The following is a 24701-nucleotide window of genomic DNA, read 5'->3' on the forward strand; positions in this document are numbered from 1 at the left end:
GGCGGACGGGGCCCGGCACCTGCACGAGCTGACCCGTGGCCACGACCTGGCCGCGTTCGTCCTGTACTCCTCCGTCGCCGCCGTCCTGGGTGGTCCGGGGCAGGGGAGCTACGCGGCGGCGAACACCTATCTGGACGCGCTGGCCGCGCACCGCCGGTCGATCGGCCTGCCGGGTCAGTCCCTGGCCTGGGGCCAGTGGGAGGAGGCCAGCGGCATCACCGGCCACCTGACCGACGCGGACCTCCGCCGCTCCGCCCGCGCCGGACTGCGCACGATCTCCGGCGAGCGCGGCGCCCGCCTGTTCGAGGCGGCCGCCCGTGTGGACGCCGGCTACCTGGTGGCCGCGCCGCTGGACCTGGCGGCCGTCCGGGCGCAGCAGCCCGTCCCGGCGGTGCTGCGGACCCTCGCTCCGGCGCCGCGCCGGGCCGCCAGGGCGGCGACCGGCGACGGCGGGGCACCGGCGCTGCTGTCCCGGTTGGCGGTGCTGGCCGAGGCCGAGCGGCCGGCCGCCGTGCTGGAGCTGGTCCGCGCCGAGGTGGCGGGCGTGCTCGGGAGCGACCCCGGCGGCGTTCCGGCCGCCCGGCCGTTCAACGAACTGGGTCTGGACTCCCTGAGCGCGGTCGAGTTGCGCAACCGGATCACCGCGGTCACCGGTCTGCGGCTCGCCCCGACCATCACCTTCGACCACCCGGACCCGACGCAACTGGCCGACCACCTGGCCGTGTTGATCACGGAGCTGCTGGCCTCCGGCGGGGCGGCGCCGGCCGGCACCGCCCCGGCAGGGGCGGCGGCCGGAACGGCGGCCGGGAGCGTGGCGGCCGTGCACGGGAGCGGTGGCGGTGCGCCGGTGGACGACCCGCGCCACCCGCTCTCCACGCTCTACCGCCGGCTGGCCGCCCAGGGCAGCTTCCCCGAGGCGTCCGCGCTGATCGGTGTCGCCTCCCACCTGCGGTCCAGGTTCGGTGCCGAGGAGCGCGCCCGGCACGTCCTCAAGCCGATCCGGCTGGCCTCCGGCAGCGGCGAACTCGCCGTCGTCGCGTTCCCCGCGCTGAGCGCGATCTCCGGGCCGCACGAGTACGCCCGGCTGGGCCACTCCTTCCAGGGCGAGCGGGACGTCTTCGTCGTGCCGTCCCCGGGCTGGGACCCGTCGGACCTCCTGCCCGACCACCTCGACACCTACCTCGACATGCACACCGAGACCGTGCTCGAACTGCTGGGCGACGAGCGGCCGTTCGTCATCGTCGGGCGCTCGATGGGCGGTTGCGTCGCGCAGGCCGTCGCCGAGCGGCTGGAGGCGCGCGGCCGGGCGGTCGCCGGGCTGGTCCTGGTCGACTCGTACCCGATGGACAGCGCCGCCCGCGAGGGCATGGGCGAGTGGTGGCTGCACGCGATGCTCGGCGGCATGATCGACCGGATCGAGCAGTACGACATGATCTGGAGCGACTCCAGCCTCACCTCGATGGGCGGGTACAACAACGTCTTCGCCGGCTGGGAGCCCAGCCCGGTCGCGGCGCCGATCCTCGCCCTGCGCGCCGACACGCCGCTGCGCGGCATGGTCGTCGACACGGCGGAGCGCGAGGACTGGCGGGCCTACTGGCCGGTGCCGCACGAGGTGCTGGACATCCCCGGCGACCACTTCACCGTGCTGGAGCAGCACACCCCGACCACGGCCGAGGCCGTCCGCGGGTGGATCGACCGCATCGAGCGCACCCGGCAGGGCTGACGACGGGCCTGCCGGCCCCGGGCGGGACCGTACGACCTGGCGGGACCGCCCACGAGGAACACGGCCGACCCCGCCGCCCGTGCCGGGTACGACAACCCGGGCGAGCGGCGCGGCAGCCGCAACGAGAGGAAGGAAACAGGCATGACGGATCCGGTAGTGCTGGTCACCGGAGCGGCGTCGGGCATCGGCGAGGCGACGGTCCGGCTGTTCGCGGAGCGCGGCCACCGCGTGGTCGCCGTGGACGTCGACAAGGCGGGACTGGAGGCGCTGGCCGAGCTGGACGGCGTGGCGACCCTGGTGGGCGACGTGTCGTCCGAGGAGACCAACGTCGCCGCGGTCGCCCTCGCGCAGGAGCGGTGGGGCCGGCTGGACGCCGCGGTGCTCAACGCCGGTACCGGCGGCGGCGGTCCGCTGGAGGCCCCGGGCGCGATCGAGCGGTTCGACCGCCTCTTCGCCGTCAACGTGCGCAGCGTGGTGCTGGGGATCCGGGCCGCGGTGCCGGCGCTCCGCGAGGCCGGGGGAGGGGCGATCGTCGCCACCTCCTCGGTCTCCGGCCTGCGCGGCGACCCGGGCACCTGGGCGTACAACGCGACCAAGGCGGCCGTGATCAACCTGGTCCGGGGCACGGCCATCGACTACGCCGCCGAGGGGATCCGGATCAACGCGATCGCGCCCGGCGGCACCGTCACCGGGCTGACCGCCGGACAGGTCGCCGACCCGGAGTTCTCGGCGTTCATCACCCGCCGGATCCCCGCCCAGCGCTGGGCCGAGGCGCGGGAACAGGCCGAGGTGGTCTGGTTCCTGACCTCCCCGGCGGCCTCCTACGTCACCGGGGTCACCGTCCCCGTCGACGGAGGCCTGAGCGCCAACGGCGGCATCCTGCTGCCGCCGCCGGCCCGGGGCCGCTGACCCGGTACGGCGGCCCGCCGCCGTACCGCACCGACCGAAGTACCCCCGATTTATCCCAACTGACGAGGAGAGCAACACCGATGAGCATCGAGGCGAACAAGGCCCTGGTCGAGCGGTACTACCACGAGCTGGTCACCGGGCAGCGGGTCGAACTGCTGGAGGAGCTGGTCGCGGAGGACGCCGCCGACGAGACCAGGGTCGGCCCCGGTGGCAGCGGGACCCGGGAGGACTTCCGCGAGCACCTGCGCTGGCTCTGGGAGAACGTCCGTGACGTCAAGGCCACGGTCGAGGACCTGGTGGCCGAGGGCGACCGGGTGATCGCCTTCTGGCGGATCGAGGGCGTGCACGTCGGCCCGGTCTTCGGCGTCCCCGCCACCGGCCGGTCCTTCGTCGGGCACAGCATCAGCTGGCTGACCGTCCGTGACAACAAGGTGGTCCGCTACAACGTGCTGCCCGACCGCCTGGGCATCGTCCAGCAGCTGGCCCCGGCCACCGTCTGACCCTGCGTGACCGGGGCGCACCGCCGCCCCCTCCGGCCCCCGGGGCCCGGCCGGCGCCGCCGTCGGCCGGGCCCGGGGGCGCTCGGCCGAACCCGACCCCGGAACCGATCCGCCAGGAGGAATCCCCATGACCGCCGCCGACCTGAGCCCGGCCGACGCCGAACAGCTGCGCCAACTGCTCGCCCGCTTCTCCCACGCCTTCGACAACGCGGACGCGGATGCGCTGGCCGGGGTGTTCGCCGAGGACGGTGTGATCGAACTCGCCCGCACCGGAGCCGTGTTCACCGGCCTGGAGAAGATCCGGGTGTTCGCCCGTGACCTGGGACAGGACCACCCGGACCACCAGACCCTCGACTCCGTCCTCACCGTGGACGAGGACGGTACCGTCCGGGGCCGCAGCCGCTACCTGGCGATCCTGCCCGACGGATCGGTCCACAACGGCGACTACTTCGACGTCTACACCCGCACGGCGGACGGCTGGCGGATCGCCCACCGCCGCTCCGTGCCGCGCTACCCGCGCCGCCACCACCACGCCTGACCGGCGGGCCGCCGGGTGCGGCCGAGCGGCCTGTCCGACGGCCCGGGCGTCCTGCGCCCGGGCCGCGTCGTGCCGCGGCCCGTCCGGGGCCCCGGGCACCCCGAGGCCGGCCGCCGAACGGGTCGCGGTGCAGGTCAGGGCAGTGGCCGGGGTGCCGGGACGGCCTTCGGTCCGGGTGCCGCTCAGGGCCCGTCCTAAGGGTGGGTTAGGGGTCCGGTAGGGGTCCGCGGGGGTGCGCCCGCCGATAGCTTCTCGGCATTCCCCAGCTCGTCCCCTCCCACCAAGACGGAGTCATCAGCATGCCCATCACCGGGCCCCGGCCCTTCCCGCTGCTCGCCGCCCTCACCGCAGGGATGCTGCTCCTGGCCGGCTGCAGCTCAGGCTCCGGAGCCGGCTCCGGCGGACCGGGGGCGGCCCAGGACGGTTCGGCCGACAAGCCGGTCCAGGGCGGGGCACTCACCTACGCCACCGACGTCGAGCCGATCTCCTTCGACATCCACGTCAGCCAGCAGGACATCACCGGCGCGATCCAGCGCAACGTCTTCGACTCCCTCGTCCACCAGGACGCGAGCGGCGAGTTCCAGCCCTGGCTGGCGGCCTCGTGGGAGATCACGCCGGACCTCAAGACCTACACCTTCCACCTGCGCGACGGCGTCAAGTTCACCGACGGCACGCCCTTCGACGCGGAGGCGGTCAAGGCCAACTTCGACCGGATCGTGGCCAAGGAGACCAAGTCCCAGTACGCGGCGAGCCTGCTCGGCCCGTACACCGGGACCGAGGTGGTCGACACCCGCACCGTCAAGGTCTCCTTCAGCGAGCCGTTCGCGCCGTTCCTCCAGGCGGCCAGCACCGCCTACCTCGGCTTCTACTCGCCGAAGACGATCAAGGAGAACGGTCCCAAGCTGGGCGCCGGCGGCGCGGCCGACGTCGGCACCGGCCCGTTCGTGTTCAGCAGCTACACCAAGGGCCAGAGCGCCGTCTTCACCCGCAACCCCGACTACAACTGGGCCCCGTCGAGCGCCAACCACCAGGGGCCCGCGTACCTGGAGAAGCTCACCATCCGCTTCCTCACCGAGGACTCGGTCCGGGTCGGCGCGCTGAACAGCGGCCAGGTCCAGGTGGCCGAGCCGATCCCGCCGACCGACGTCAAGACCGTCCAGGGCGACCCGAAGCTGCGCACCGTCACCACCGACGCGCCCGGCGCCAACTACGCGCTCGTCCTCAACACCACCAAGGCCCCGCTGGACGATCCGCAGGTCCGCAAGGCCGTGCAGCGCGGCATCGACCTCGACACCGACATCCAGTCCGTCTACTTCGGCGTCTTCAAGCGCGCCTGGAGCCCGGTCTCGCCCACCACCCCGTACTACAACAAGGCGCTGGAGAAGTCCTGGCCGTACGACCAGGCGGCCTCCAACAAGGCCCTGGACGAGGCCGGCTGGACCGCCCGCGACAGCGAGGGCTACCGCACCAAGGACGGCAAGCGACTCACCCTGTCGTGGCCGCTGCCGCCCGCCGAGTTCGTCCGCGAGCAGCGTGAGACGCTCGGCCAGGCCATCCAGGCCGACCTCAAGAAGATCGGCGTCGAGATCACCCGGCCCCGCCTGGACATCGGCACCTACATCGGGAACGTCTACGGCGGCAAGGAGCACATCGCCGACTACAGCTGGGCCCGGTTCGACCCGGACGTCCTGCGGCTGTACTTCCACAGCGCCAGCAAGCCGTCCACCGGCGGCCAGAACGCGACCTTCTACCAGGACGCCCAGCTCGACGAGTGGACCACGACGGGCAAGGGGACGTTCGACAAGACCGTCCGCCAGGACGTCTACGGCAAGACCCAGCAGCGCGCCGTCGACCTCGGCCTGATCGTCCCGCTGTACGTGCGCACCGCCGTGGTCGGCACCTCGGCCAAGGTGCGCGGCCTCAAGGCCGACCCCAACACCTGGCTCGCCTTCCACGGCGCCTGGCTCGCCCAGTGAGCACCGGCACGGGCCGGTCGGACACCCGAAGCCGAAACCGAAGCCGAAGCCGGGCCCGGAGCCGACACACGGACTCCCGGACCCACCGCCCGAACTCCTGGAACTGAGGGATGACCACCACCCGACCGACGGCCGCCGCCACCCCGGCGGCCGTCCGCCAGCCCGCCGCCGTCCGCGTCCTGCGCGCCGTGCTGCGCCGCCTGCTCGGGGCGTTCGCCGTCCTGCTCGGCGCCGCCACCGTGGCCTTCGCCGCACTCCAGCTGATCCCCGGTGACCCGGTCACCGTCATGCTCGGGCCGGGCACCGCCGCCACCCCCGAGGTCAAGGCCGCGATCCGGGAGCAGTACGGACTCGACCGGTCCGTGCCGGTCCAGTACGTCACCTACCTCGGCCACCTGCTGACCGGCGACCTCGGCGAGTCCTTCCAGCTCCAGCGGCCGGTCGCCGAGCTGATCGGCGATCAGCTCGGTCCGACCGTCCGGCTCGGCCTGGCCGCCCTGGCGCTGGCCGTCCTGCTGGCGGTCGGTGCGGCCGTGGTCACGGCCGGCCGGCGGCCCGCCCTGCGGGCGCTCAGCTCGCTCGCCGAACTGCTCGCCGTCTCCAGCCCGTCCTACTGGATCGGCATCCTGCTGCTCACCGCCTTCTCGTTCCAGCTACGGATCTTCCCGGTCGCCGGCGACGACGGGTTCGCCGCCCTGGTGCTGCCCGCCGTCACGCTCGCGCTGCCGGTGGCCGGGATGCTCGCCCAGGTGCTGCGCGAGGGACTGGAGGCCGCCCTCGGGAGGCCGTTCGCGCTCACCGCCCGCTCACGGGGGCTCGGGTCGGCGGCCGTGGTGCTCCGGCACGCGCTGCGCCACGCCGCCGTCCCGGTGGTCACCCTGACCGGTTGGCTCACCGGGTCGCTGCTGGGCGGCGCGGTGCTCGTCGAGTCGGTCTTCGGCCGGCCGGGGATCGGGGCGCTCACCCTCCAGGCGACCACCAACAAGGACCTGCCACTGGTGATCGGGCTGGTCCTGCTCTCGGCGCTGGTCTTCGTGGTCATCTCGACCCTCGTCGACCTGCTCTACCTCGTCATCGACCCACGGTTGAGGAACGGCTGAACTCCCATGGCCCACAACACCGTTGCCACCGCCGATCCGGCCGAGCAGGGCGACCCGGCCGGACCGGGAGGTCCGGAAGGTCCCGGAGGTCCGGACGGCCGGCCCGGCCCGGGGAAGCCGGGCGGCCGGACCGCCCGCACCTCCCCGTCGGCTGGCTCCGCCGCGTCGCTCGTCCGCCGGACCGGGTTCGCCCTCGCCGTCGCCGTGCTCGCCCTGCTGGTCCTCGCCGCCCTCGCCCCCGGGCTGCTCACCTCCGTCTCGCCGGTGGAGACCCATCCGGTCGAGGCGCTCACCCCTCCGGGCGCCGAGCACTGGTTCGGCACGGACCAGCTCGGCCGCGACCTGTTCGCCCGGGTCCTGCACGGCGCCCGGCCGTCCCTGCTCCTGGGCCTCGGCGCCTCCGTCTTCGCCGTCATCGGGGGCACCGCGCTGGGCCTCGCCGCCGCGCTCGGCGGACGCTGGGCCGACCAGGTGCTGATGCGGCTGGCGGACGTCCTGCTCGCCCTCCCGCCGATCCTGCTCGCGCTGCTGGCCGTCACCGTCCTGGGCACCGGCTCGCTCAACGTGATGCTCGCCATCGCGATCGCCTTCGTCCCCGGGTACGCACGGATCGTCCGGGCCGAGACGCTGGTCGTCCGCCGCTCGGGGTACGTCGAGGCGGCGGTCGGACTCGGCCTGCCGCGCCCGCTGCTGATCGTCCGGCACGTCCTGCCGAACGCCGTCGGGCCGATGCTGGTCCTCGCCACCGTGGGCTTCGGCACGGCGCTCATCGCGGCGTCCGGGCTCAGCTTCCTCGGCCTCGGCCCGCAGCCGCCCAGCCCCGAGTGGGGCGCGATGCTCTCCCAGGGGCGGCGCTTCCTGGCCACCGCCTGGTGGATCGGCGTCTTCCCGGGAGCGGCGATCACCGCGGCCGCCCTCGTCGTCAACGTCCTCGGCCGTCGCGCCCAGGCCCGCTTCACCCGGAGGACCGAGGCATGACGTCCGCGCAGGCCCCGAAGCAGACCGCGGCACCGGCCACCGCACCGGCCACCGCCCCGGCCCCGGCCACCGCGAAGGTCGCCGCACCCACCTCGAAGCAGGCCACCGACCGGGCCCGGACCGACGCGCCGGCCCCGTCGGCCGCCGGGCCGGCGCCCCTGCTGACCGTCGACGGGCTCGACGTGCGGTTCGGCGCGGTGCACGCCGTCCGGGACGTCTCGTTCACCCTCGACCGGGGGGAGTGCCTGGCCGTGGTCGGCGAGTCCGGCTCCGGCAAGAGCGTCACCGCCCGCACCCTGGTAGGCCTCACCGACGCCGCCGCCGGTCCCGGTACCCGTGCGCCCGCCGGTGTCACCGCCCGCCGGCTCGTCTTCGACGACCGCGACCTCACGGCCCTCACCGAGGCAGAGTGGCGCGGCGTGCGCGGACGCCGGATCGGCCTCGTGCTCCAGGACGCCCTGGTCTCGCTCGACCCGCTGCGCACCGTCGGCGCCGAGGTCGCCGAGCCGCTGCGGGTCCACCGCCTGGCCGGCCGCGACGAGATCCCCGACCGGGTCCGCGGGCTCCTCGAACGCGCCGGTGTCCCCGAGCCCGGACGGCGCGCGGCCCAGTACGCCCACCAGCTCTCCGGCGGCCTGCGCCAGCGCGCCCTGATCGCCTCCGCCCTCGCCGCCGAACCCGACCTGCTGATCGCCGACGAACCCACCACCGCCCTCGACGTCACCGTCCAGGCCCAGGTGCTCGACCTGCTCGACGGCCTCCGCCGCCAGGGCACCGCCCTGCTGCTGATCAGCCACGACCTGTCGGTGGTGGCCCGGCTCGCCGACCGGGTCGCCGTCATGTTCGGCGGCCGGATCGTCGAGACCGGCCCGACCGAGCGCCTGCTCCGCGACCCCCGCCACCCCTACACCCACGCTCTGCTCGACGCCGTCCCCGGCGCCCGCACCCGCGGCACCCGGCTCGCCCCCGAACCCCTCCGGCAGGCCGCCCCCGAACCCGGCGGCTGCCCGTACGCGGCCCGCTGCGCCGCCGCCGACCCGACCTGCCGGAGCACCCTCCCGCCGGTGGACTCGCTCGGCGCGCGCTGCTGGCACCCCGGGACGGTGGCGCTCACCGTCCGCGAACCGGTCCTCCTCGGTCTCACCGCGCGGTCCGCCGGCACGCCGGCCGGTCCCGACGCGTCCGGCCCGGCCACGCCCGGTCCCGCCACGTCCACCTCCGACGCGTCCGCCCTCGCCGAGTCCGCCCCCGCCACCTCGGCGTCCGACGCGTCCGCCTCCGGCGCCCCGCTCCTCGACGTCGACCGGATCACCAAGTCCTTCGCCGGCCGCCAGGTCGTCCGCGAGGTCTCCTTCCGGCTCCACGCCGGAGAGACGCTCGGTCTGGTCGGCGAGTCCGGTTCGGGCAAGACCACCGCGGCCCGGATCGTCCTCGGCCTGGAACGCCCCGACACCGGAACCGTCCACCTCGCCGGCCGCCCGTGGAGCGAGCTGCCCGAACGCCGCCGCCGTGCGGACCGCCTCCGCATCCAGGCCGTCCAGCAGGACCCGCTGGGCTCCTTCGACCCGCGGTTCACCGTGCAACGCCTCGTCGCGGAGGCCGTCGCCCGCACGGGCGTGCCGCGCGGGGCCGAACGACGGCGCCGGGTGACCGAACTGCTCGACCAGGTGGGGCTCTCCGCCACCCTCCTCGACCGCCGCCCGACCGCGCTCTCCGGCGGCCAGCGCCAGCGCGTCGCCATCGCCCGCGCACTGGCCCCGGCCCCGACGCTGCTGGTCTGCGACGAACCGGTCTCCGCCCTCGACCTCTCCGTCCAGGCGCAGATCCTCGACCTGCTCGCCGACCTGCGCCGCGACCTCGGCCTCGCACTGCTCTTCATCTCCCACGACCTCGGCGTCGTCCAGCACCTCGCCGACCGGGTCGCCGTGATGAAGGACGGCCGGCTCGTCGAGACCGCGACCGTCGACCAGCTCTTCGACCGCCCCGCCGACCCCTACACCCGTCAACTCCTGGACGCCACCAACCTCGTGGAGGCACGTCGATGACCGGATCGCTCCTCGCCACCAGCGACCTGCACGTCGGCTACGCCGAGAACCGGGCGGTCGTCGACCGCCTGTACCCCGGCTCCGCCGACGACTGGCTGATCGTCGCGGGCGACATCGCCGAGCGCTTCGAGGACATCGCCCGGGTGCTCCGCCTGCTGAGCGAGCGCTTCGCCAAGGTGGTCTGGGCGCCCGGCAACCACGAGCTCTGGACCCCGACCGACGACCCGGTCCAGCTGCGCGGCGACGCCCGCTACCGCGCCGTCGTCGAACTCTGCCGCAGCCTCGGCGTCTCGACCCCCGAGGACCCGTACCCCGTCTGGACCGGCCCCGGCGGCCCGGTGGCCGTCGCCCCGCTCTTCGTCCTGTACGACTACACGTTCCGCCCGCGCGGCACCACGACCAAGGCCGACGCGCTCGCCGCCGCCTACGCGGCCGGCGTCGTCTGCACCGACGAGTTCCTCCTCCACCCCGACCCGTACCCCGACCGCGACAGCTGGTGCCGCGCCCGCCTCGCCGTCACCGAGGCCCGCCTCACCGCCCTCGACCCCGCCGTGCCTACCGTCCTGGTCAACCACTTCCCGCTCCGGCGGGACCCGACCTACGTGCTCCGCCACCCCGAGTTCGCCCTCTGGTGCGGCACCGAGCACACCGCCGACTGGCACCGCCGCTTCAACGCGGCGGCCGTCGTCTACGGTCACCTCCACATCCCCCGCACCACCCGCACCGACGGCGTCCCGTTCCACGAGGTCTCCCTCGGCTACCCGCGCGAGTGGGCCCCGCGGGGCGCCCCCAGTCCGCTGCGCCGCATCCTCCCCGCCACCCCCGCGCCGCCCGTCGCGGTCCGCCCCGCCCCCCGCTTCGCCGTCCGCCTGTAGGGGCCGGGCGGTGCCGGCGAGGGTTGACTGCGGTTGACGGGGGTTGACGGCCGGGAAGTGTGAGTGGTTGAGTACTCACATGCAGAACGAGCGACCCCGCCAGTTGTCCACCGCCGAGGAGCGTCGCGAGACGGTGCTGCGCACCGCCATCGGGGCCTTCGCCGCGCGGGGGTACTTCGGCACCACCACCACGGAGGTGGCGAAGGCCGCGGGCATCTCGCAGGCCTACGTCTACCGGCTCTTCCCGAGCAAGGAAGCCCTGTTCGTGGCGGTGGTGGACCACTGCTTCGTCCGCGTGCGGGGCAGTCTGGAGCGGGGTGCGGCCGAGGCGAAGGGGAGCTCGTCCGAGCTGGTGCTCGCCGCCATGGGTGACGCCTACGCCAAGCTGATCAGCGACCACGACCTGATGCTGCTCCAGCTGCACGCCCAGGCGGCGGCGGTCTCCGAGCCGGCCGTCCGGGAGGCGGTCCGGCGCGGGTACGCCCGGCTGGTGGAGTACGTCCGCGGCGCGTCCGGCGGGGACGACCGGCAGGTCCAGGAGTTCTTCGCCACGGGGATGCTCTGCCACCTGCTGGTCTCGCTGGGCGTCGAGGCCGTCGACGCGCCGTGGACGCGGACCCTCGCGGCCGGCATCACCCACTACTGACCCACCGCCCCCGGGGCGACCCGGTGGCCGCTCGATCCCCCTGGTGAGGCACCGGCGGGGCCGGAGGTCCGCGCGCAGCGGCCCGGACGGCACCGTCGTTTCCTTGGCCGCGAGTGTGAGTGGTCTATCACTCATAGAATGGAAGGAGGGTGTCATGAGTCCGCAGGGAACCCGACCCGCTCCGGTCCGCGAGGGCCGCGGCCCGGGCACCGCGCTGGCGGCGCTGGCCGGGGCGCAGTTCGTCGTCATCCTCAGCACCTCGATCGTCAACGTCGCCCTCCCGAGCATCCGGGACGGCATCGGCCTCACCGACGACGGCGCGTCCTGGGTCGTCAACTCCTACGGGCTCGCCTTCGGGGCACTCCTGCTGGCCGGCGGTCGCCTCGCGGACCTCCTGGGCCGACGGCGCGTCCTGCTCGGGGGACTGGCCCTGTTCGCCGCCTCCTCGGCAGCGGCCGGGCTGGCGCCGAGCGGGGCGGCGCTGATCACGGCCCGGACGGCGCAGGGCCTGGCCGCCGCTGCCGTCGCCCCCGCCGCACTCGCCCTGGTGACGGACGTGTTCCCGCCCGGTCCGGGGCGCGGCCGGGCCTTCGGGGTCTGGGGTGCGGTCTCCGGCGCGGGCGGCGCCGCCGGGGTCCTGCTCGGCGGCGCACTCACCCAGGGGCTCGGCTGGCCGTGGACCTTCCACGCGACGGCGATCGGGGCCGCGCTCGTCCTCGCCGCAACGGTCGCCCTGCTGCCGGCCGTCCCCGCGAAGGCCGTCTCCGCGAAGGCCGTCCCCGCGCCGGGTGCTCCCGCGCCGGGTACGGAGCCGCCGGGGCGGGGGAGGGGCGGGTTCGACGTCCTCGGCGCCGGGACGGCCGCGCTCGGCCTGACCGCCCTGGTCTGGGCGCTGACCGCCGCCCGCCGTGCCGGCTGGACCGACCCCCTGGTGCTCGCCGCCCTCGCCGCGGCCGTCCTCCTGCTCGGGCTCTTCCTCCTGGCCGAGCGCCGCCACCCGAGCCCGCTGCTGCCGCCGCGCCTGTTCCGCACCGGACAGGTCGCCGCCGCGAACCTGCTGATGGTCCTGCTCGGCTCGGTCTGGATCGCGCTGTTCTACCTCCTGCCGCTGTACCAGCAACAGGTCCTCGGGGACGGTCCGCTGGCCGCCGGGCTCGGCCAGCTCCCGCTCGCCGCCGCCAACATGCTCGGCGCTGCGCTGGTCCCCCGGGCGGCCCGCCGGTTCGGCGCCGCCCCGGTGCTGGCCGCCGCGCTGCTGACCGAGGCGGCCGGACTGCTCTGGCTCTCCCGGATCGACGCCGACGGCGGGTACCTCACGGACGTGTTCGGCCCGAGCATCGCCGTCGGCCTCGGCCTGGGAGCCGCCTTCGCCCAGTTGACCGGCATCGCCGTCGCCGGCGTCCCGCCGACCGACTCCGGGCTCGCCGGCGGCCTGGTGAACACCACCCGGCAGGTCGGCGGCGCGGTCGGCCTGGCCGTCCTCGGCACCCTCGCCGCCGCCGTCACCGCCGGGCAGGAGGGCCGGCTGCCCCGTCCGGAGGCCCTCACCGCCGGCTACCGGGTCGCGTTCCTGGGCGGCGCGCTCGTCCTCGCGGTCGCGGCGGGCCTCGCGCTCGTCCTGCTCCGCCGGCCGGCCCGGACCCCGGCCCCGCCCGCCCCGGTCCCGCCCGCCCCGGCCGCCGCCGCGCCGCTGCCCGACCCCCGCTGACCACCCCGCAGCACGCGGCGCAGCCCGTCCCACCGCGTTCACCGTCGTTTCCACCGCACCGCAGTCCCGCCGAGGAGAGGAACTCCCGTGTCCACGCACACCATCGACACCACCGCCCCCGTCATCGTCCGCCTCGCCGTCACGGTCGACGCCCCGCCGGCCACCGTCTGGGCCGTCCACACCGACATCGACGCCTGGCCGCAGTGGAACCCGGACATCGAGACGGCCCGGCAGGACGGCCCGCCGGTCGCCCCCGGCACCTCGTTCACGTGGCGGACCCACGGCCTGGAGATCCTCTCCACCGTCCGGGAACTCGTCCCCGGCGCCCGGATCGTCTGGGGCGGCCCGGCCAACGGCATCGAGGGCATCCACGTCTGGACGTTCGAGGAGACCGGGGACGGCCGGGTGACGGTCCGGACCGAGGAGTCCTGGAGCGGCGCGCCCGTCGACGCCATGCCCGAGGCGATGGAGCAGGCGCTGCGGGAGTCCCTGGAGCGCTGGCTCGGTCACCTCAAGGCCGAGGCCGAACGCCGCACCCGCTGAGGCGACCCGCCCCGCAGCCCGCCCGCCCTGCTCCCTCGCCCGCCCCGCACCCCGCCCGACCTGCTCACCCGCTCACCAGCCCGCGAAAGGTTCCTGCCGTGACCGCCACCGCCAAGCCCTACCTGACCGGCCACTACGCCCCCGTCGCCGACGAGATCACCGCGACCGGGCTGACCGTCGAGGGGCACCTGCCGCCCGAGCTGAGCGGCCGGCTGATCCGCAACAGCCACAACCCGAAGCCCGGCGTCACCCCCACCCACTGGTTCAAGGGCAGCGGCATGGTCCACGGCATCAGGCTGAGCGAGGGCCGCGCCGAGTGGTACCGCAACCGCTGGGTCCGGACCCCCGCCCTGGACGGCGCGCCCTACCTGACCGAGCACGGGCCCGACCTCACCGTCTCCACCGCCGGCACCCACGTCATCGAGCACGGCGGCCGGCTGCTCGCCCTCTGCGAGTCGGCCCTCCCCTTCGAGCTGACCGCCGATCTGGAGACCGTCGGCGCCTACGACTGGAACGGCCGGCTGACCTCCGCCATGACCGCCCACCCCAGGGAGGATCCGGTCACCGGCGAACTGCACTTCTTCGCCTCCTCCCCGTTCCCGCCGTACCTGATCCACCACGTCTCCTCGCCCGACGGCACCGTGCTGGCCAGCCAGGAGGTGCCGGGCGCGAGCGCCGCCCTGAAGCACGACTTCGTGATCACCGAGCACTACGTGGTCTTCCTGGAGGGCTCGGTCACCTTCGACCCGACCGACCACTCGGGCATCCCGTACGGCTGGGACGACGCCCGGGCGGCGCGGGTCGGGGTCATGCCGCGCGGCGAGGGCCGGGCGTCGGAGATCCGCTGGTTCCCGATCGAGGCCGGCTACGCGATGCACTTCGCCAACGCCTACGAGGACGCCGCCGGGCGCGTCGTGATCGAGGGCCCGGCCGTGGGCCGCGAGGGCTGGCAGCGCTCCTGGAACTGGTGGATCGGTGCACCCGACCGCGGCGCCGAGCCCAACTCCGGCTCCCGCAGTCGCCGCTGGACCGTCGACCTGGCGGCCGGCCGGGTCCGCGAGGAGCAGACCGACGACCTGACCGTCGAGTTCCCGACCATCAACGAGGCGTACCTCGGCCGCGAGCACCGCTACCAGTACGCGCTGTCGTTCCCCGACGACCGCGGCGTCGGCAACCACACCCTGGTCAAGTACGACCGCCGCACCGGAGGGCGGCAGCTCCTGCCGGTCGGCACCGGGCAACTGCCCAGCGAGGCCCTGTTCGTCCCGGCCGCCGGGCGGGCGGACGCGGACGAGGACGCCGGCTACCTGCTCACCGTGGTCAGCGACCTCAACGCCGACGCCTCCCGGCTCCTCGTCCTGGACGCCTCCGACCTCGCGCTCCCGCCGGTCGCCACCGTCCACCTGCCGCGCCGGGTGCCGGCGATGATCCACGGCTCCTGGATCCCGGACGCCGACCTCGGCTGACCACCGGCCCGCCCGGGCCGCCCCGGACGGCGCCCGCCCCGACCGCGACCCCCGTGCGGTCGGGGCGGGCGCGCCCGTTCGTCCGCCGTACCGCCGCTACCGCAGCGCCCAGTCCGGCACCCACGTCCCGCCGCCGTGCTCGCCACCGCCCCCGACGCCCTCCGCGACCGCCGTCCCGGCCGCGCCGGTCGCCCCGTCCGCGCCGTCCGCCCCGGTGAGGTGCTCGCGGAGCGCGGCGAGCCCGGGGTGCGGATTGTCCACGTGCCAGAGCAGCGCGTGCGGGTAGACCGGGGTCGGGTCGTGCACGGTGATGCGCCGCAGGTCGTGGCCGGCGGGCCAGAGCAGATGGGTCTGCGCGCTGACGAAGGTCGCCAGTTCCGGCACCTCGGCGATGGTGTCGAGCAGCGGCTCGACACCGAAGTCCGGCCCGGTCACCTCGACGGTCAGCCCGAAGGCGGCCGCCAGGTCCTCGTAGTAGGCCGCCCACTCGGTGCCCGTGACGATGCCGGGCACCCAGATCCGGTGTCCGGCCAGCGCGGCGAGCGTGACCGCGCGGGCGTCGGCCAGCGCGTGGGACGGTCCGGTCAGGAGCTGGAGGGGCTCGTCCAGCACGGGCACCGCCCCGATGTCCTCGGGCAGCCGGCGGCCCGGCATGGTGACGGCGCGGAACGAGGCGTCGATCGTCCCGGCCCGGAGCTCGGCCACGGCCGCGTCCACGTCGAACCGCGTCACGACGTCGAGCGCGACCTCCGGGTGCGCGCGGTGGAAGCCCCGCAGCAGCGCCGCCGGGGCCAGCCGGCGTCCGATGACGTCCACCCGCAGGGCCCGCCGCCCGGCCTGCACCGAGGCGGTCGCGCGTTCCTCGGCCCGGAGCAGCGCGCGGGCGTGCGGCAGGAACGCCTGCCCGTCGACGGTCAGCCGGGCGCCGCGCGGCGTGCGGGTGAACAGCCGTACCCCGAGATCCCGCTCCAGCGCGGCGACCCGCTTCGACACCGCCTGCTGGCTGACCGAGAGTTCGGCCGCCGCGTGCTGGAAGCGGCCCGCGTCCACGACGGCGACGAAGGTGCGCACGGCATCGAGATCCATGGCCGCCATCCTAGGGATCCGCGGGACACAACCACCGGTTGTGGCGGGCCGGCCTGCGGTTGTTTGATCCCCGGTCCGCCGTCCCGCTTTGATGGCGGCTGTCGACCGCCGGTCGGAGGAGGAGTGCGGTGAGGGTGTCGCTGGGACGGCGGTTCGGCTGGCTGTGGGGGGCGTACGCGGTGAGCGCGCTCGGCACCCGGCTCGCGTTCAACGCGCTTCCGCTGATCGCGATCGACGTGTTGGCGGCGGGCCCCGCCGAGGTGTCGGTGCTGGCCGCCGCCGGTGCGGCCGTCGGTGCGGCGGTCGCGCTGCCGCTCGGCCCGTGGGCGGAGCGCCGCCGCAAGCGGCCGGTGATGATCACCATGGACCTGCTGCGGTGCGCGGCGCTGCTGAGCGTCCCGGCCGGGTACGCGCTCGGTCTGCTCACCTTCCCCCAGCTCCTGCTGGTGTCGGTGCTCGTCGCGGCGGCCGACATCACCTTCGGTGCCGCCGCCGGGGCCTGCCTGAAGGCGCTCGTCCGGCCCGAGGACCTGCTGACCGCCAACGCCCGGTTCGAGGCCACGAGCTGGACCGCCATCGTCCTCGGGCTGCCGCTCGGCGGCGTCGCGATCGGACTGTTCGGCCCCGTCGTGACCGTGCTCGCCGACGCCGGCAGCTACCTGCTCTCGGCCGCCGGCCTGCGCGCGATCGGGGGTGGGGAGCCGCGCCCCGCGCCCGCCCCCGTCGCCCCGCCGCGGGCCCGCGACCTCTTCGAGGGCTGGCGCCACCTGCTGGCCCACCCGGTGCTGAGGCCGCTGTTCCTCAACACCGTCCTCGTCAACGCCCTGATCATGGCGGTCGAGCCGCTGCTCGCCGTCCTCCTCCTGCGCCGGCTCGGCCTCGCCCCGTGGCAGTACGGTCTCGCCTTCGCCGTTCCCTGTCTCGGCGGGCTCGTCGGCTCACGGCTCGCCGGGCGCGCCGTCGCCCGCTTCGGACGGCACCGCGTCCTGCTCGTCGCCGGTAGCCTGCGGGCCTGCTGGCCGGTCGGCCTCGCCTTCGTCGGGCCGGGCACGGGCGGGCTCGTCCTGGTGACGGCGGTCGAGTTCGCGCTGATCACCTGTCTGGGCGTGTTCAACCCGGTGCTGGCCACCCACCGTCTGGAGGAGGTCGCCCCCGACCACATGACCCGCGTCCTCACCGCCTGGTCCGTCACGGCCAAGGCCGCCGTCGCCGCCCTGACCGCCCTCTGGGGCCTGCTCGCGGTCCTCGTCGGCCTCCGCCGGGCCATCGCCCTCGCCGGCCTCCTGCTCCTGGTCACCCCGCTGCTCCTTCCCCGCCGGCCCGCTGCGCCGCGGCTCCCGGACGCCGCACCGCAGGGCGCCGGCCGGGCGGGCTGAGCGCACCGGGCGGCGGCCCCGGACCGCCCGACGCTGCTCGGCAGAAGTTTGCACGACTGCCATGTGGCAGTTCTGCCACTTCCCTACCTTGGGTGGCGTCCGTCCGACCCGCGACCCTTCCCACCGAGCGAGCGAGGGCCCATGAAGCAGCACACCGACCCGACCCCGGCAGCCCCGGGCACCGGAGCCGTCGGCATCGTCCAGATCTCCGACCTCCACTTCCAGGACGCCCCCGTCGCCCGGAGGTTCGTCGCGCACGACCCCGACGAGGGTCTCGCGGCCGTTCTCGCGGAAGCGGCCGGGGCGATCGGGGAGGCCGCCCTGGTGGTCGCCACCGGCGACCTCGCGGACACCGGCGAGGCGGGCGCCTACGAGCGGATGGGCGAGGTCCTGGACGCGCTGCCCGCCCCGGTCTACTGCCTCGCCGGCAACCACGACCGGCAGGACGCGCTGCAGGCCTGCCTGCCCCGCCCCAACGTGCACCTGGAACCGGCCGTCCGGGTCGGGAACTGGCTGATGCTGTTCCTCGACAGCAACGCGCACGGCCGCGAGGCCGCCGCCGACGGCACCTACCGCGACCGTGACGACCGGGTGCACGCAGCCGCCCAACCGGGCCTCACCCCGGTCGAGGAGGAACGCGCCCGTGCGATCCTGACGACCACCGGTGCCGACCACGTCTTCGTCTGGATGCACCAGCCGCCGCTTCCCCGGACCGCTCCGGATGCCCAGGGGGACAGCGAACTCGCCCTGCTGGTGCGCGACTTCCCCAAGATTCGGGCGATCGGCGCCGGCCACCTGCACGGCGACCTGTCCGGCGAGTTCGAAGGCCGCCCCGTGTACGTGTGCCCGTCGACCTTCTACAGCATCGACCACGCGAGCCACGGCCTCGACGGCCCCGGCTACCGCACGTACACCCTGCACCCCGACGGCCGCGTCGACAGCGAGGTCCGGACCGTGTCCGGAGGGATCACCGACGCCATGCGGGCCGCGTCCCTCCCCGGCTTCCTGGCGGACCTGTTGGCGGGCCGGACGACCGGCGAGGAGCTCCAGGCCCTGGGCGACGCCGAGTTCGAGGAACGCTACGGCGAACCCCGCCCGATGCGCTGACCGGGCCCCGGCCGCCCGGGGTCCGGCCGCCGCCGGGCCGGACCGCCGGGCGGTCCGGCGATCGGGCGGGCCCGCGTGACTCACGCGCGCTGCGGCGACCCCTCCCGGTCGACCTCGTCGAGCACCAGCCGCGCGGCCACCGCCGCGCCGTCGGTGCGGACCGTGCCCGCCACGGCCGCCGCCCGCTCGCGGGTCGCGGGGGCCAGCGCCGCCGCGAGCGCGGCCGACAGCGACGCCGCGGTCGGTGTCGGGCCGTCATGGGCCACACCGATGCCGAGCTCGGCGACCCGCCCGGCCCAGTACGGCTGGTCGGCCCCCTGGGGCACCACCACCTGCGGCACGCCGGCCAGGGCGGCGGTCGTGGTGGTGCCGGCACTGCCGTGGTGCACGACGGCGGCCGACCGCCGGAACAGGGCCTGCTGGTTGACCTCGTCGACGACGAAGCAGTCGTCCCGGTCGTCGACCGGGGCCAGGCCGGCCCAGCCGCGCGCGAGGACCACCCGGAGGCCCCGCGCGCGGGCCGCGTCCACGGCCGCCCGGGCGACGCCCGCCGGATCCGGCACGGGCGTGCTGCCGAAGCCCACGTACACCGGCGGAGTACCGGCGTCCAGGAAGGCCGTCAACCCGGCGGGGAGCGGGCGCTCGTCCGGCAGGACCCACGCACCGGTCTGCACCACGTCGAGCTCCGTCGGCTGCCACGGGGCCAGGAACGGGTCCGCGGCCATCCACGGCCGGTCGGTGAAGGCGTAGTCGCGGACGCCGGTCACCGGCGGCAGCCCGGCGGACGCCCGGCGGGCGTTGAGCTCCCCGCCGAACATCTCGTCGGCGATCCGGGCGTCGAGGTCCCACAGCGCCCGGCGGTCGCCCTCGTCCTCGGGCAGCGGCCGGCCCCGCCGCGCGGGCGGCGCCCGGTGGGGCGACGGCAGGCTGACCGGCTGGTGGCTCGCGTGCACGTAGCGGATGCCCAGTTTCTCGGCGACGGACCGCGCACCGGCCGCGGCCGGCAACGGGCCGGTCACCACCAGCACGTCGCACCCCTCGGCCGCCGCGGCGAGCGTGTCGAACTGCGCGTCCATCAGGTCGGCCACCCGCCGGGCCAGGCCCGCCGCCGACCCCGGGGTCACCGTGGTCACCAGCGGCCGTACCGGGTCGCCGGCCGGCACCACCTCGACGCCGACGCCGGCGAGCCGCTCCGCGAACTCCTCGTCCGGAGGCGCGCACACCCGCACCTCCGCGCCGAGCTCCCGCAGCCGCACCGCGAGCCCCACCATCGGCTCGACACTGCCGCGCGACCCGTACGCCGACAACACCACACGCATGCATGACTCCCGTGAATTCGCAGGTCGACCTGGCTACGGCCGGACATTCTGCGGCATCACGGGGGCCTTGCCGCAAGGCCCCTGATGCGCTGTAGGTTCAGAGTGGCGGGGGGAGCGGGTTTCTCCCCCTTCGCCCCTCGACGCCCGCCGCGGGCGGACGACCTGCCGGTGGCCCCCCTCCCGCTCCGGGACGCCCCGCAGGCGCGCGGGGAGCCGGCGCCCTGCGGTACGCGGTGCACGAGGAGCCGAGCGGCCGGCCAGCCGGGTCGAGGAGTTCCGGCGGGGCGCGCACGCCCGTGCCTCGGCGGCGTTGCACGGCGTCCGGGAGAGCCCTTCCACCCCGGGGGGCTACGCCTTCCCCGCGTACTGAGGCGGGGCCGCCGGGGCCGCCGGGGCCGCCGGGGCCGCCGAGGGTGCCGGCCGGCGGTCGTGCGGCGCTCGATAGGCTCGGGACGAATCATCAGGTCCGAACAGGAGGTCCGCGCACCATGGGCGGGACGGTCACGGCGGTCAGCAGCAGCGGCGAGTACACGTTCACCAAGCCCAACCGGGACGGCATCACGCTGCTCGCCGGCCTCGGGGTCGAGGGGGACGTGCACGCGGGCGTCACGGTGAAGCACCGGTCGAGGGTCGCGCAGGACCCGACGCTCCCGAACCTGCGACAGGTCCACCTGATCCACGAGGAACTCTTCGCCGAGGTGGGCGAGATGGGCTTCGAGGTGGCACCCGGCCAGCTCGGGGAGAACATCACCACCGGCGGGATCGACCTGCTCGGCCTGCCGGTCGGGACGCTGCTGCGGATCGGGGACGCGGCGGTCGTGGAGGTCACCGGGCTGCGCAACCCCTGCCTGCAGATCGACGCCTTCAGCAGCGGGCTGCTGAAGCAGGTCGTGGGGCGGGACGCGGAGGGGAATGTCGTGCGGAAGGCCGGGATCATGGGCGTCGTCCGGGAGGGCGGCGTGGTGCGCCCCGGTGACGTGATCGAGGTCGAGCTTCCCGAGGGCCCGCACCGGCCGCTCGACCGGGTCTGAACGGTCCCGGACGCGGGGCGGGCGCCGGGGCGGGCGCGCGGGCGGGGGCGGGTCCGTAGGCGGGCGCGGCCCGGAGGCGGGATGGGCAGGGCGCGAACAGATAGGTTAGCCTAACCTAAGCTTCGACGGGACCGGCTGCCGTCCGCCGACGTGCCGCCGACCCGCCCGCTGAGAGGAGAGAGGGCCCTGACCAGCACCACCGCCCCCGCGCGCTTCGTGCTCTTCCCGCTCCACGTCGTCCGGAGCACCCGCATCACAGCCCACCTGGCCCGCATCACGCTCGGCGGCGAGAGCCTCGCCGGCTTCGTCAACGGCGGCCTCGACCAGCGGATCAAGCTCCTCCTGCCGCAGCCCGGCCAGACCGAACCGCTGACCCCGCCCGGTGAGGGCGAGTTCGGCTGGTACCAGAGCTGGCGGGCCATGGACCCGGCCGTCCGGCCGGTGCTCCGCACCTACACCGTCCGGGCGCAGCGCCGGGACCCCGACGAGATCGACATCGACATCGCCGTCCAGGGCGACCACGGGCCCGGCTCCCGCTGGGCCGTCAAGACCGCCCCCGGGGACCGCGTGATCGTCTGCGGGCCGGCGGTGGAGGAGGCCGGCGGCGTCGAGTTCCGGCTGCCGCCGAGCGCGGACTGGGTCCTGCTGGCCGGGGACGAGTCGGCGCTGCCGGCCGTCGCGGCCATCCTCGACGAACTGCCGGCCGGGCTGCCCGTGCGGGTGTTCGCCGAGGTCGAGGGCCCGGGGGAGGAGGGCTACCTGCCCACCGGCCGGCCCGGCGTCGAGGTGACCTGGCTGCACCGGGGCGAGGACGTCGACCCGGTCCTGCCCACCGCCGTCCGGGCCGCCGAACTCCCGCCCGGCGAGCCGTACGCGTGGATCGCCGGCGAGGCGGCGAGCGTCCGCGAGCTGCGCCGCCACCTGGTCCGCGAGCGCGGGATCGACCGGCGCGCCGTCTGCTTCATGGGCTACTGGCGGGCCGGGCGGACGGAGGACCAGCGGGCCGAGGACGGCCCGGCGGTCGACGACGACTGACGGAACCCGGCCACCCCCGGGCGACCCCCGGCCCGGGACGGGCCCCTCGCCGGTCGCTACGATCGCACTCCGATCACGGACGGGGGGCCGTGGGCACGGTGTGGACACGGCTGACCGGGTGGCTGCTGGCGATCAGTGCCGTCGTCACCGAGGTGTGGGCCCTGCTGCCCGCCCTGAGCCCGGACGCGGTGGCCCTCTCCACCCGGGCCCGGCTGCTGCCGCCGCCGGTGACGCCGGTCTGCGCCGCGGCCTGGTCGGCCGCCTCGGTGGCGGCCCGGCGCCGCCCTCCTGCGCCTGACCTGCGGAAGAGGAAGCCGGGGCGGGCCTTCGCGTTCCTGACGGGTGATTTCCCGGTCATTCCGACCCCAAGGCCCTGCCGCACGGGCGCTGACACCCTACCGTGGAAGGGAGTCCGCCCCGGTCCGGGGCGGAACGGGGTGATCGAAGCGCACGAAGGAAGGAAAGCCATGGGGGTACGTGCACGGCTGCGCGGGGGCGCGGTCGCGGCGGGGGCCGCGGTGCTGGCGGTCGGGGCCCTGGGGGTCGGGGTGGCTCCAGGTCGGGCGGCGGCTGCCGACCAGTGGCGGCCGCAGCCGGGGACCCTGTACATCTCCGACTTGCCGAAGACCGAGTCGTGGCGCGCCAACCCGACCGCCCGGGGGTGGGGCGACGACTTCGACTGTCCGGTGGGCTGGCCCGCCGAGCCGGCCGAAGTCAACGTATGGCACCGGGACTTCACCACCGCGGAGACCGCGTTCGCCCAGCAGAAGGTGGCGGTCTTCGACACGGAGGCCGAGGCCATCGCCTTCGCGGACAAGGCCCGGCAGGACTACGTCGCCTGCGCGCACGCCCCGCAGCGGCCCGGCGTGAGCGCAACCTACCTCGACCACGGGGTGATCAACGTCGAGGAGGGCGCCACCCTTCAGGGGATGCACACCTTCGACTCCAACGCCACCGAGCGCCCCGACTACAACTACCTGTGGGGCGTGGGCCGCGACGGCGACACGGTGACGCTGGTCCTGTGGCAGAGCTACTGGGGCGACCCGCCTGTGATCCCGTGGAAGAACACCCTGAACACCGCGGTGAAGAAGCTGTACTGAGCACCCGCCGCCGACTCCTCGCCGCGGGTCCCGGCCGGGGCGGCGCGGCGGCCTCCGCCCCGGTGCTACCGCCGGGGCGGTTCGATCCTGGTGCGGGCCGGGGCGAGCAGCCGGTTGAGCAGCTCGGCGCCGGCGGCCGTGTCGAGGGGCACGGGTTCGGTCCCGGCCGGCTTCACCAGCCCGGCGGCGCCCTCGCGCTCGTAGAGGACGCAGGCGGCGCTCGACAGGTCGCGCTTGGACGGCCACTTCAGCCCGCGTGCCCACGGCGCCTGGCCGCGGATCCAGGCGCCCCAGCGGCGGGTCCGGGCGTACGCCTCGGGAGTGGAGTGGATCAGCCACTCGTCCTGGTGGACGGCGGCGAGCTGGTCGAGCGTCATCAGGCCGACGAGGGGGATGTCGCAGGTGGTCTCGATCTGCGACAGCACCCTGCCCCGGACGGCGACCCTACGGATCCTCCGCCAGCCCTTCTCGTCGAACGGGATGCCGCGCACCAGCGTCTCCATCACGGCCGTCCGCTCCGAGAACCCGGCGTACAGGTACGGCAACTGCTCGCCGTCGCCCTGGAAGGAGCAGAACCGGCCGCCCTCGTAGAGCGCGTCGGCGGGGTTCGGGTTGAACGCGGTCGCCGGGTAGGCGGCCAGGTGGACGCGGTGGAGCACGGTGCCCGCGGGCAGCAGCTCGCGGTGCGGGACGGCGCGCACGGTGGGGGCGGGGACCTTCACGTCGGGCATCCGGTCACCACTCCGCGATCTCGGCACGGGCCGCCGCGAGCAGGGAGTGCTCGCCGGGGGTGCCCAGCAGGCGGGCGGGGACGGCGTCCAGCCAGGCGTTGGCGCCCAGCCACCAGTCGGCGACGCCCCACGGGTCGTCGTCGGCGTCGAGCAGGCGGTTGACCTCGACGACCAGCGGGAGCGGGAGGCCGGAGGCGCCGTCGAACTGGAAGGACGGCAGCCGGACGGTGCCCTGGCGGTCGGTCAGCCGGATGAGGTCGGGGTCGGCGGGGTCGTGTCCGCCGGCCCGGTACTCCGCGGCGGTGACGTTCCCGGCGTCGAGCAGCCAGTCGTCGGCGTCGGGGGGCGGCTGCGCCGCCGCGGGTCGGCGGCCGAAGAACGCCAGCGCGCTCAGGACCGCCTCCCGGTTGATCTGCTCGGCCCGGGCGCCGCGCGCGTAGCGGACCGAGTCCTCGAACACCGCCCGGACCGGGTGACCGTCGGGAACCGAGGCGAGCAGCAGCCGGACGATCCTGCGTGCGATCCGCTCGGGGTCCCCGGAGGGCGCGGTGAGCAGCTCCCGCAGCCGGGCCCGGGCCGACTCGTCGAGGAACTCCTGCACCTCGTCCCAGCGTTCCCGCAGGGCCTCCAGCACCTCGGCCAGCTCCATCGCCCGTCACCTCCGTCCGCCCGACCCGCGTTCGCGATCCACGATCCGCCGAGGGGCAATCTAGCGTGCCGGTGTCGACCGCGGGCGGTGATCACCGATTCCCGCAAGGCGGGAACAACCCTCCACGATCTGCGGCATGATGGGCCCTCAGCAGCACCTCGGGGGCGGTGTGCCGGTCCACGCGTGGTCGTCCGACGACTCGGCCCGCACCGGCCCTGACGGCGCGCGTAGGGTGTTCCGACCGGTGCCGAGCCCCCGGT

23 protein-coding genes are annotated in these 24701 nt (G+C 75.3%); 18 read left to right on the top strand and 5 right to left on the bottom strand.

All coding sequences use genetic code 11. The features are described 5' to 3' along the window. The 13 genes from PUR56_RS30170 to PUR56_RS30230 form a co-directional block, all read left to right on the top strand. Positions 1-1723 (top strand): alpha/beta fold hydrolase (locus tag PUR56_RS30170; RefSeq protein WP_329951281.1); only part of this gene is annotated, 1723 nt, incomplete at its 5' end. 141 nt (positions 1724-1864) lie between these two features. Then, on the top strand, positions 1865-2632 hold the full coding sequence (locus PUR56_RS30175) for an SDR family NAD(P)-dependent oxidoreductase (protein WP_329951282.1): 768 nt from the start codon (positions 1865-1867) through the stop codon (positions 2630-2632). Positions 2633-2712: 80 nt separating this feature from the next. After that, entirely contained in the window at positions 2713-3132 is a 420-nt protein-coding gene (locus PUR56_RS30180) for an ester cyclase (protein WP_329876870.1), read from the top strand. Between the two features lie 127 nt (positions 3133-3259). After that, positions 3260-3670: a nuclear transport factor 2 family protein gene (locus PUR56_RS30185; RefSeq protein WP_329951283.1), complete on the top strand. Its 411-nt coding sequence runs from the start codon at positions 3260-3262 to the stop codon at positions 3668-3670. Between the two features lie 299 nt (positions 3671-3969). Beyond that, positions 3970-5646, top strand: coding sequence for an ABC transporter substrate-binding protein (locus PUR56_RS30190; protein ID WP_329951284.1), 1677 nt, complete (start codon positions 3970-3972; stop codon positions 5644-5646). Between the two features lie 110 nt (positions 5647-5756). Beyond that, positions 5757-6746 carry an ABC transporter permease gene (locus tag PUR56_RS30195; RefSeq protein ID WP_329951285.1) on the top strand — a complete coding sequence of 330 codons (990 nt, stop codon included), beginning with the start codon at positions 5757-5759 and terminating at the stop codon, positions 6744-6746. 6 nt (positions 6747-6752) lie between these two features. After that, entirely contained in the window at positions 6753-7724 is a 972-nt protein-coding gene (locus tag PUR56_RS30200) for an ABC transporter permease (protein WP_329951286.1), read from the top strand. Beyond that, on the top strand, positions 7721-9769 hold the full coding sequence (locus PUR56_RS30205; protein WP_329951287.1) for an ABC transporter ATP-binding protein: 2049 nt from the start codon (positions 7721-7723) through the stop codon (positions 9767-9769). The genes PUR56_RS30200 and PUR56_RS30205 overlap by 4 nt, the downstream gene beginning before the upstream one ends. Beyond that, positions 9766-10644 (top strand): metallophosphoesterase family protein, encoded by an 879-nt coding sequence (locus PUR56_RS30210; protein WP_329951288.1) that lies wholly within the window; start codon positions 9766-9768, stop codon positions 10642-10644. Before PUR56_RS30205 ends, PUR56_RS30210 begins: the two co-directional genes overlap by 4 nt. Before the next feature lie 79 nt (positions 10645-10723). Further along, a complete protein-coding gene (locus PUR56_RS30215) occupies positions 10724-11290 on the top strand; it encodes a TetR/AcrR family transcriptional regulator (RefSeq protein ID WP_329951289.1) in 567 nt (188 codons plus the stop codon). Between the two features lie 154 nt (positions 11291-11444). Continuing rightward, positions 11445-12998 (top strand): MFS transporter, encoded by a 1554-nt coding sequence (locus PUR56_RS30220; protein ID WP_329951290.1) that lies wholly within the window; start codon positions 11445-11447, stop codon positions 12996-12998. 87 nt (positions 12999-13085) lie between these two features. Beyond that, positions 13086-13541: an SRPBCC family protein gene (locus PUR56_RS30225; protein WP_329951291.1), complete on the top strand. Its 456-nt coding sequence runs from the start codon at positions 13086-13088 to the stop codon at positions 13539-13541. A 98-nt stretch (positions 13542-13639) separates the two neighbouring features. Next, a complete protein-coding gene (locus PUR56_RS30230; RefSeq protein ID WP_329951292.1) occupies positions 13640-15007 on the top strand; it encodes a carotenoid oxygenase family protein in 1368 nt (455 codons plus the stop codon). Between the two features lie 96 nt (positions 15008-15103). On the opposite strand, the gene PUR56_RS30235 is transcribed toward PUR56_RS30230, so the two are convergent. Further along, positions 15104-16093, bottom strand: a complete 990-nt coding sequence (locus PUR56_RS30235) for a LysR family transcriptional regulator (RefSeq protein WP_329951293.1) — start codon at positions 16091-16093, stop codon at positions 15104-15106. Between the two features lie 128 nt (positions 16094-16221). Here PUR56_RS30235 and PUR56_RS30240 point away from each other — a divergent pair, with 128 nt between their 5' ends. Then, entirely contained in the window at positions 16222-17469 is a 1248-nt protein-coding gene (locus PUR56_RS30240) for an MFS transporter (RefSeq protein ID WP_329951294.1), read from the top strand. Between the two features lie 141 nt (positions 17470-17610). Beyond that, complete coding sequence (locus PUR56_RS30245) at positions 17611-18576, top strand: metallophosphoesterase (RefSeq protein ID WP_329951295.1); 966 nt, start codon at positions 17611-17613, stop codon at positions 18574-18576. 80 nt (positions 18577-18656) lie between these two features. Here the strand turns inward: PUR56_RS30245 and PUR56_RS30250 are convergent, their stop codons facing one another. Beyond that, on the bottom strand, positions 18657-19895 hold the full coding sequence (locus PUR56_RS30250) for a glycosyltransferase (protein ID WP_329951296.1): 1239 nt from the start codon (positions 19893-19895) through the stop codon (positions 18657-18659). Between the two features lie 488 nt (positions 19896-20383). Between PUR56_RS30250 and PUR56_RS30255 the strand changes: the two genes are divergently transcribed. Together PUR56_RS30255 and PUR56_RS30260 are read left to right on the top strand one after the other, a co-directional pair. Continuing rightward, positions 20384-20926, top strand: coding sequence for an MOSC domain-containing protein (locus PUR56_RS30255; protein ID WP_329951297.1), 543 nt, complete (start codon positions 20384-20386; stop codon positions 20924-20926). Between the two features lie 150 nt (positions 20927-21076). Continuing rightward, a complete protein-coding gene (locus tag PUR56_RS30260; protein WP_329876901.1) occupies positions 21077-21961 on the top strand; it encodes a siderophore-interacting protein in 885 nt (294 codons plus the stop codon). Between the two features lie 73 nt (positions 21962-22034). Here the strand turns inward: PUR56_RS30260 and PUR56_RS30265 are convergent, their stop codons facing one another. After that, entirely contained in the window at positions 22035-22319 is a 285-nt protein-coding gene (locus PUR56_RS30265) for a hypothetical protein (RefSeq protein ID WP_329951298.1), read from the bottom strand. A 109-nt stretch (positions 22320-22428) separates the two neighbouring features. Between PUR56_RS30265 and PUR56_RS30270 the strand changes: the two genes are divergently transcribed. Next, positions 22429-23061: a hypothetical protein gene (locus PUR56_RS30270; protein ID WP_329951299.1), complete on the top strand. Its 633-nt coding sequence runs from the start codon at positions 22429-22431 to the stop codon at positions 23059-23061. A gap of 65 nt (positions 23062-23126) precedes the next feature. Here the strand turns inward: PUR56_RS30270 and PUR56_RS30275 are convergent, their stop codons facing one another. Both PUR56_RS30275 and PUR56_RS30280 read right to left on the bottom strand, forming a co-directional pair. Beyond that, entirely contained in the window at positions 23127-23792 is a 666-nt protein-coding gene (locus PUR56_RS30275; RefSeq protein ID WP_329951300.1) for an RES family NAD+ phosphorylase, read from the bottom strand. Positions 23793-23796: 4 nt separating this feature from the next. Next, on the bottom strand, positions 23797-24441 hold the full coding sequence (locus PUR56_RS30280; RefSeq protein ID WP_329951301.1) for a hypothetical protein: 645 nt from the start codon (positions 24439-24441) through the stop codon (positions 23797-23799). Positions 24442-24701: the final 260 nt, after the last annotated feature.

It is taken from the genome of Streptomyces sp. BE303 (assembly GCF_036290945.1).
In the GTDB taxonomy this organism is placed as follows: Bacteria; Actinomycetota; Actinomycetes; order Streptomycetales; family Streptomycetaceae; genus Kitasatospora.

What these genes read in the sequence shown, in the direction of transcription:
- PUR56_RS30215 (WP_329951289.1), top strand. Translation starts at nt 10,724, where the DNA reads ATGCAGAACGAGCGACCCCGCCAGTTGTCCACCGCCGAGGAGCGTCGC.
- PUR56_RS30205 (WP_329951287.1), top strand. Translation starts at nt 7,721, where the DNA reads ATGACGTCCGCGCAGGCCCCGAAGCAGACCGCGGCACCGGCCACCGCA.
- PUR56_RS30265 (WP_329951298.1), bottom strand. Translation starts at nt 22,319, where the DNA reads ATGACCGGGAAATCACCCGTCAGGAACGCGAAGGCCCGCCCCGGCTTC.
- PUR56_RS30235 (WP_329951293.1), bottom strand. Translation starts at nt 16,093, where the DNA reads ATGGATCTCGATGCCGTGCGCACCTTCGTCGCCGTCGTGGACGCGGGC.
- PUR56_RS30250 (WP_329951296.1), bottom strand. Translation starts at nt 19,895, where the DNA reads ATGCGTGTGGTGTTGTCGGCGTACGGGTCGCGCGGCAGTGTCGAGCCG.
- PUR56_RS30275 (WP_329951300.1), bottom strand. Translation starts at nt 23,792, where the DNA reads ATGCCCGACGTGAAGGTCCCCGCCCCCACCGTGCGCGCCGTCCCGCAC.
- PUR56_RS30280 (WP_329951301.1), bottom strand. Translation starts at nt 24,441, where the DNA reads ATGGAGCTGGCCGAGGTGCTGGAGGCCCTGCGGGAACGCTGGGACGAG.
- PUR56_RS30220 (WP_329951290.1), top strand. Translation starts at nt 11,445, where the DNA reads ATGAGTCCGCAGGGAACCCGACCCGCTCCGGTCCGCGAGGGCCGCGGC.
- PUR56_RS30245 (WP_329951295.1), top strand. Translation starts at nt 17,611, where the DNA reads ATGAAGCAGCACACCGACCCGACCCCGGCAGCCCCGGGCACCGGAGCC.
- PUR56_RS30180 (WP_329876870.1), top strand. Translation starts at nt 2,713, where the DNA reads ATGAGCATCGAGGCGAACAAGGCCCTGGTCGAGCGGTACTACCACGAG.
- PUR56_RS30185 (WP_329951283.1), top strand. Translation starts at nt 3,260, where the DNA reads ATGACCGCCGCCGACCTGAGCCCGGCCGACGCCGAACAGCTGCGCCAA.
- PUR56_RS30200 (WP_329951286.1), top strand. Translation starts at nt 6,753, where the DNA reads ATGGCCCACAACACCGTTGCCACCGCCGATCCGGCCGAGCAGGGCGAC.
- PUR56_RS30270 (WP_329951299.1), top strand. Translation starts at nt 22,429, where the DNA reads ATGGGGGTACGTGCACGGCTGCGCGGGGGCGCGGTCGCGGCGGGGGCC.
- PUR56_RS30255 (WP_329951297.1), top strand. Translation starts at nt 20,384, where the DNA reads ATGGGCGGGACGGTCACGGCGGTCAGCAGCAGCGGCGAGTACACGTTC.
- PUR56_RS30175 (WP_329951282.1), top strand. Translation starts at nt 1,865, where the DNA reads ATGACGGATCCGGTAGTGCTGGTCACCGGAGCGGCGTCGGGCATCGGC.
- PUR56_RS30190 (WP_329951284.1), top strand. Translation starts at nt 3,970, where the DNA reads ATGCCCATCACCGGGCCCCGGCCCTTCCCGCTGCTCGCCGCCCTCACC.
- PUR56_RS30195 (WP_329951285.1), top strand. Translation starts at nt 5,757, where the DNA reads ATGACCACCACCCGACCGACGGCCGCCGCCACCCCGGCGGCCGTCCGC.
- PUR56_RS30210 (WP_329951288.1), top strand. Translation starts at nt 9,766, where the DNA reads ATGACCGGATCGCTCCTCGCCACCAGCGACCTGCACGTCGGCTACGCC.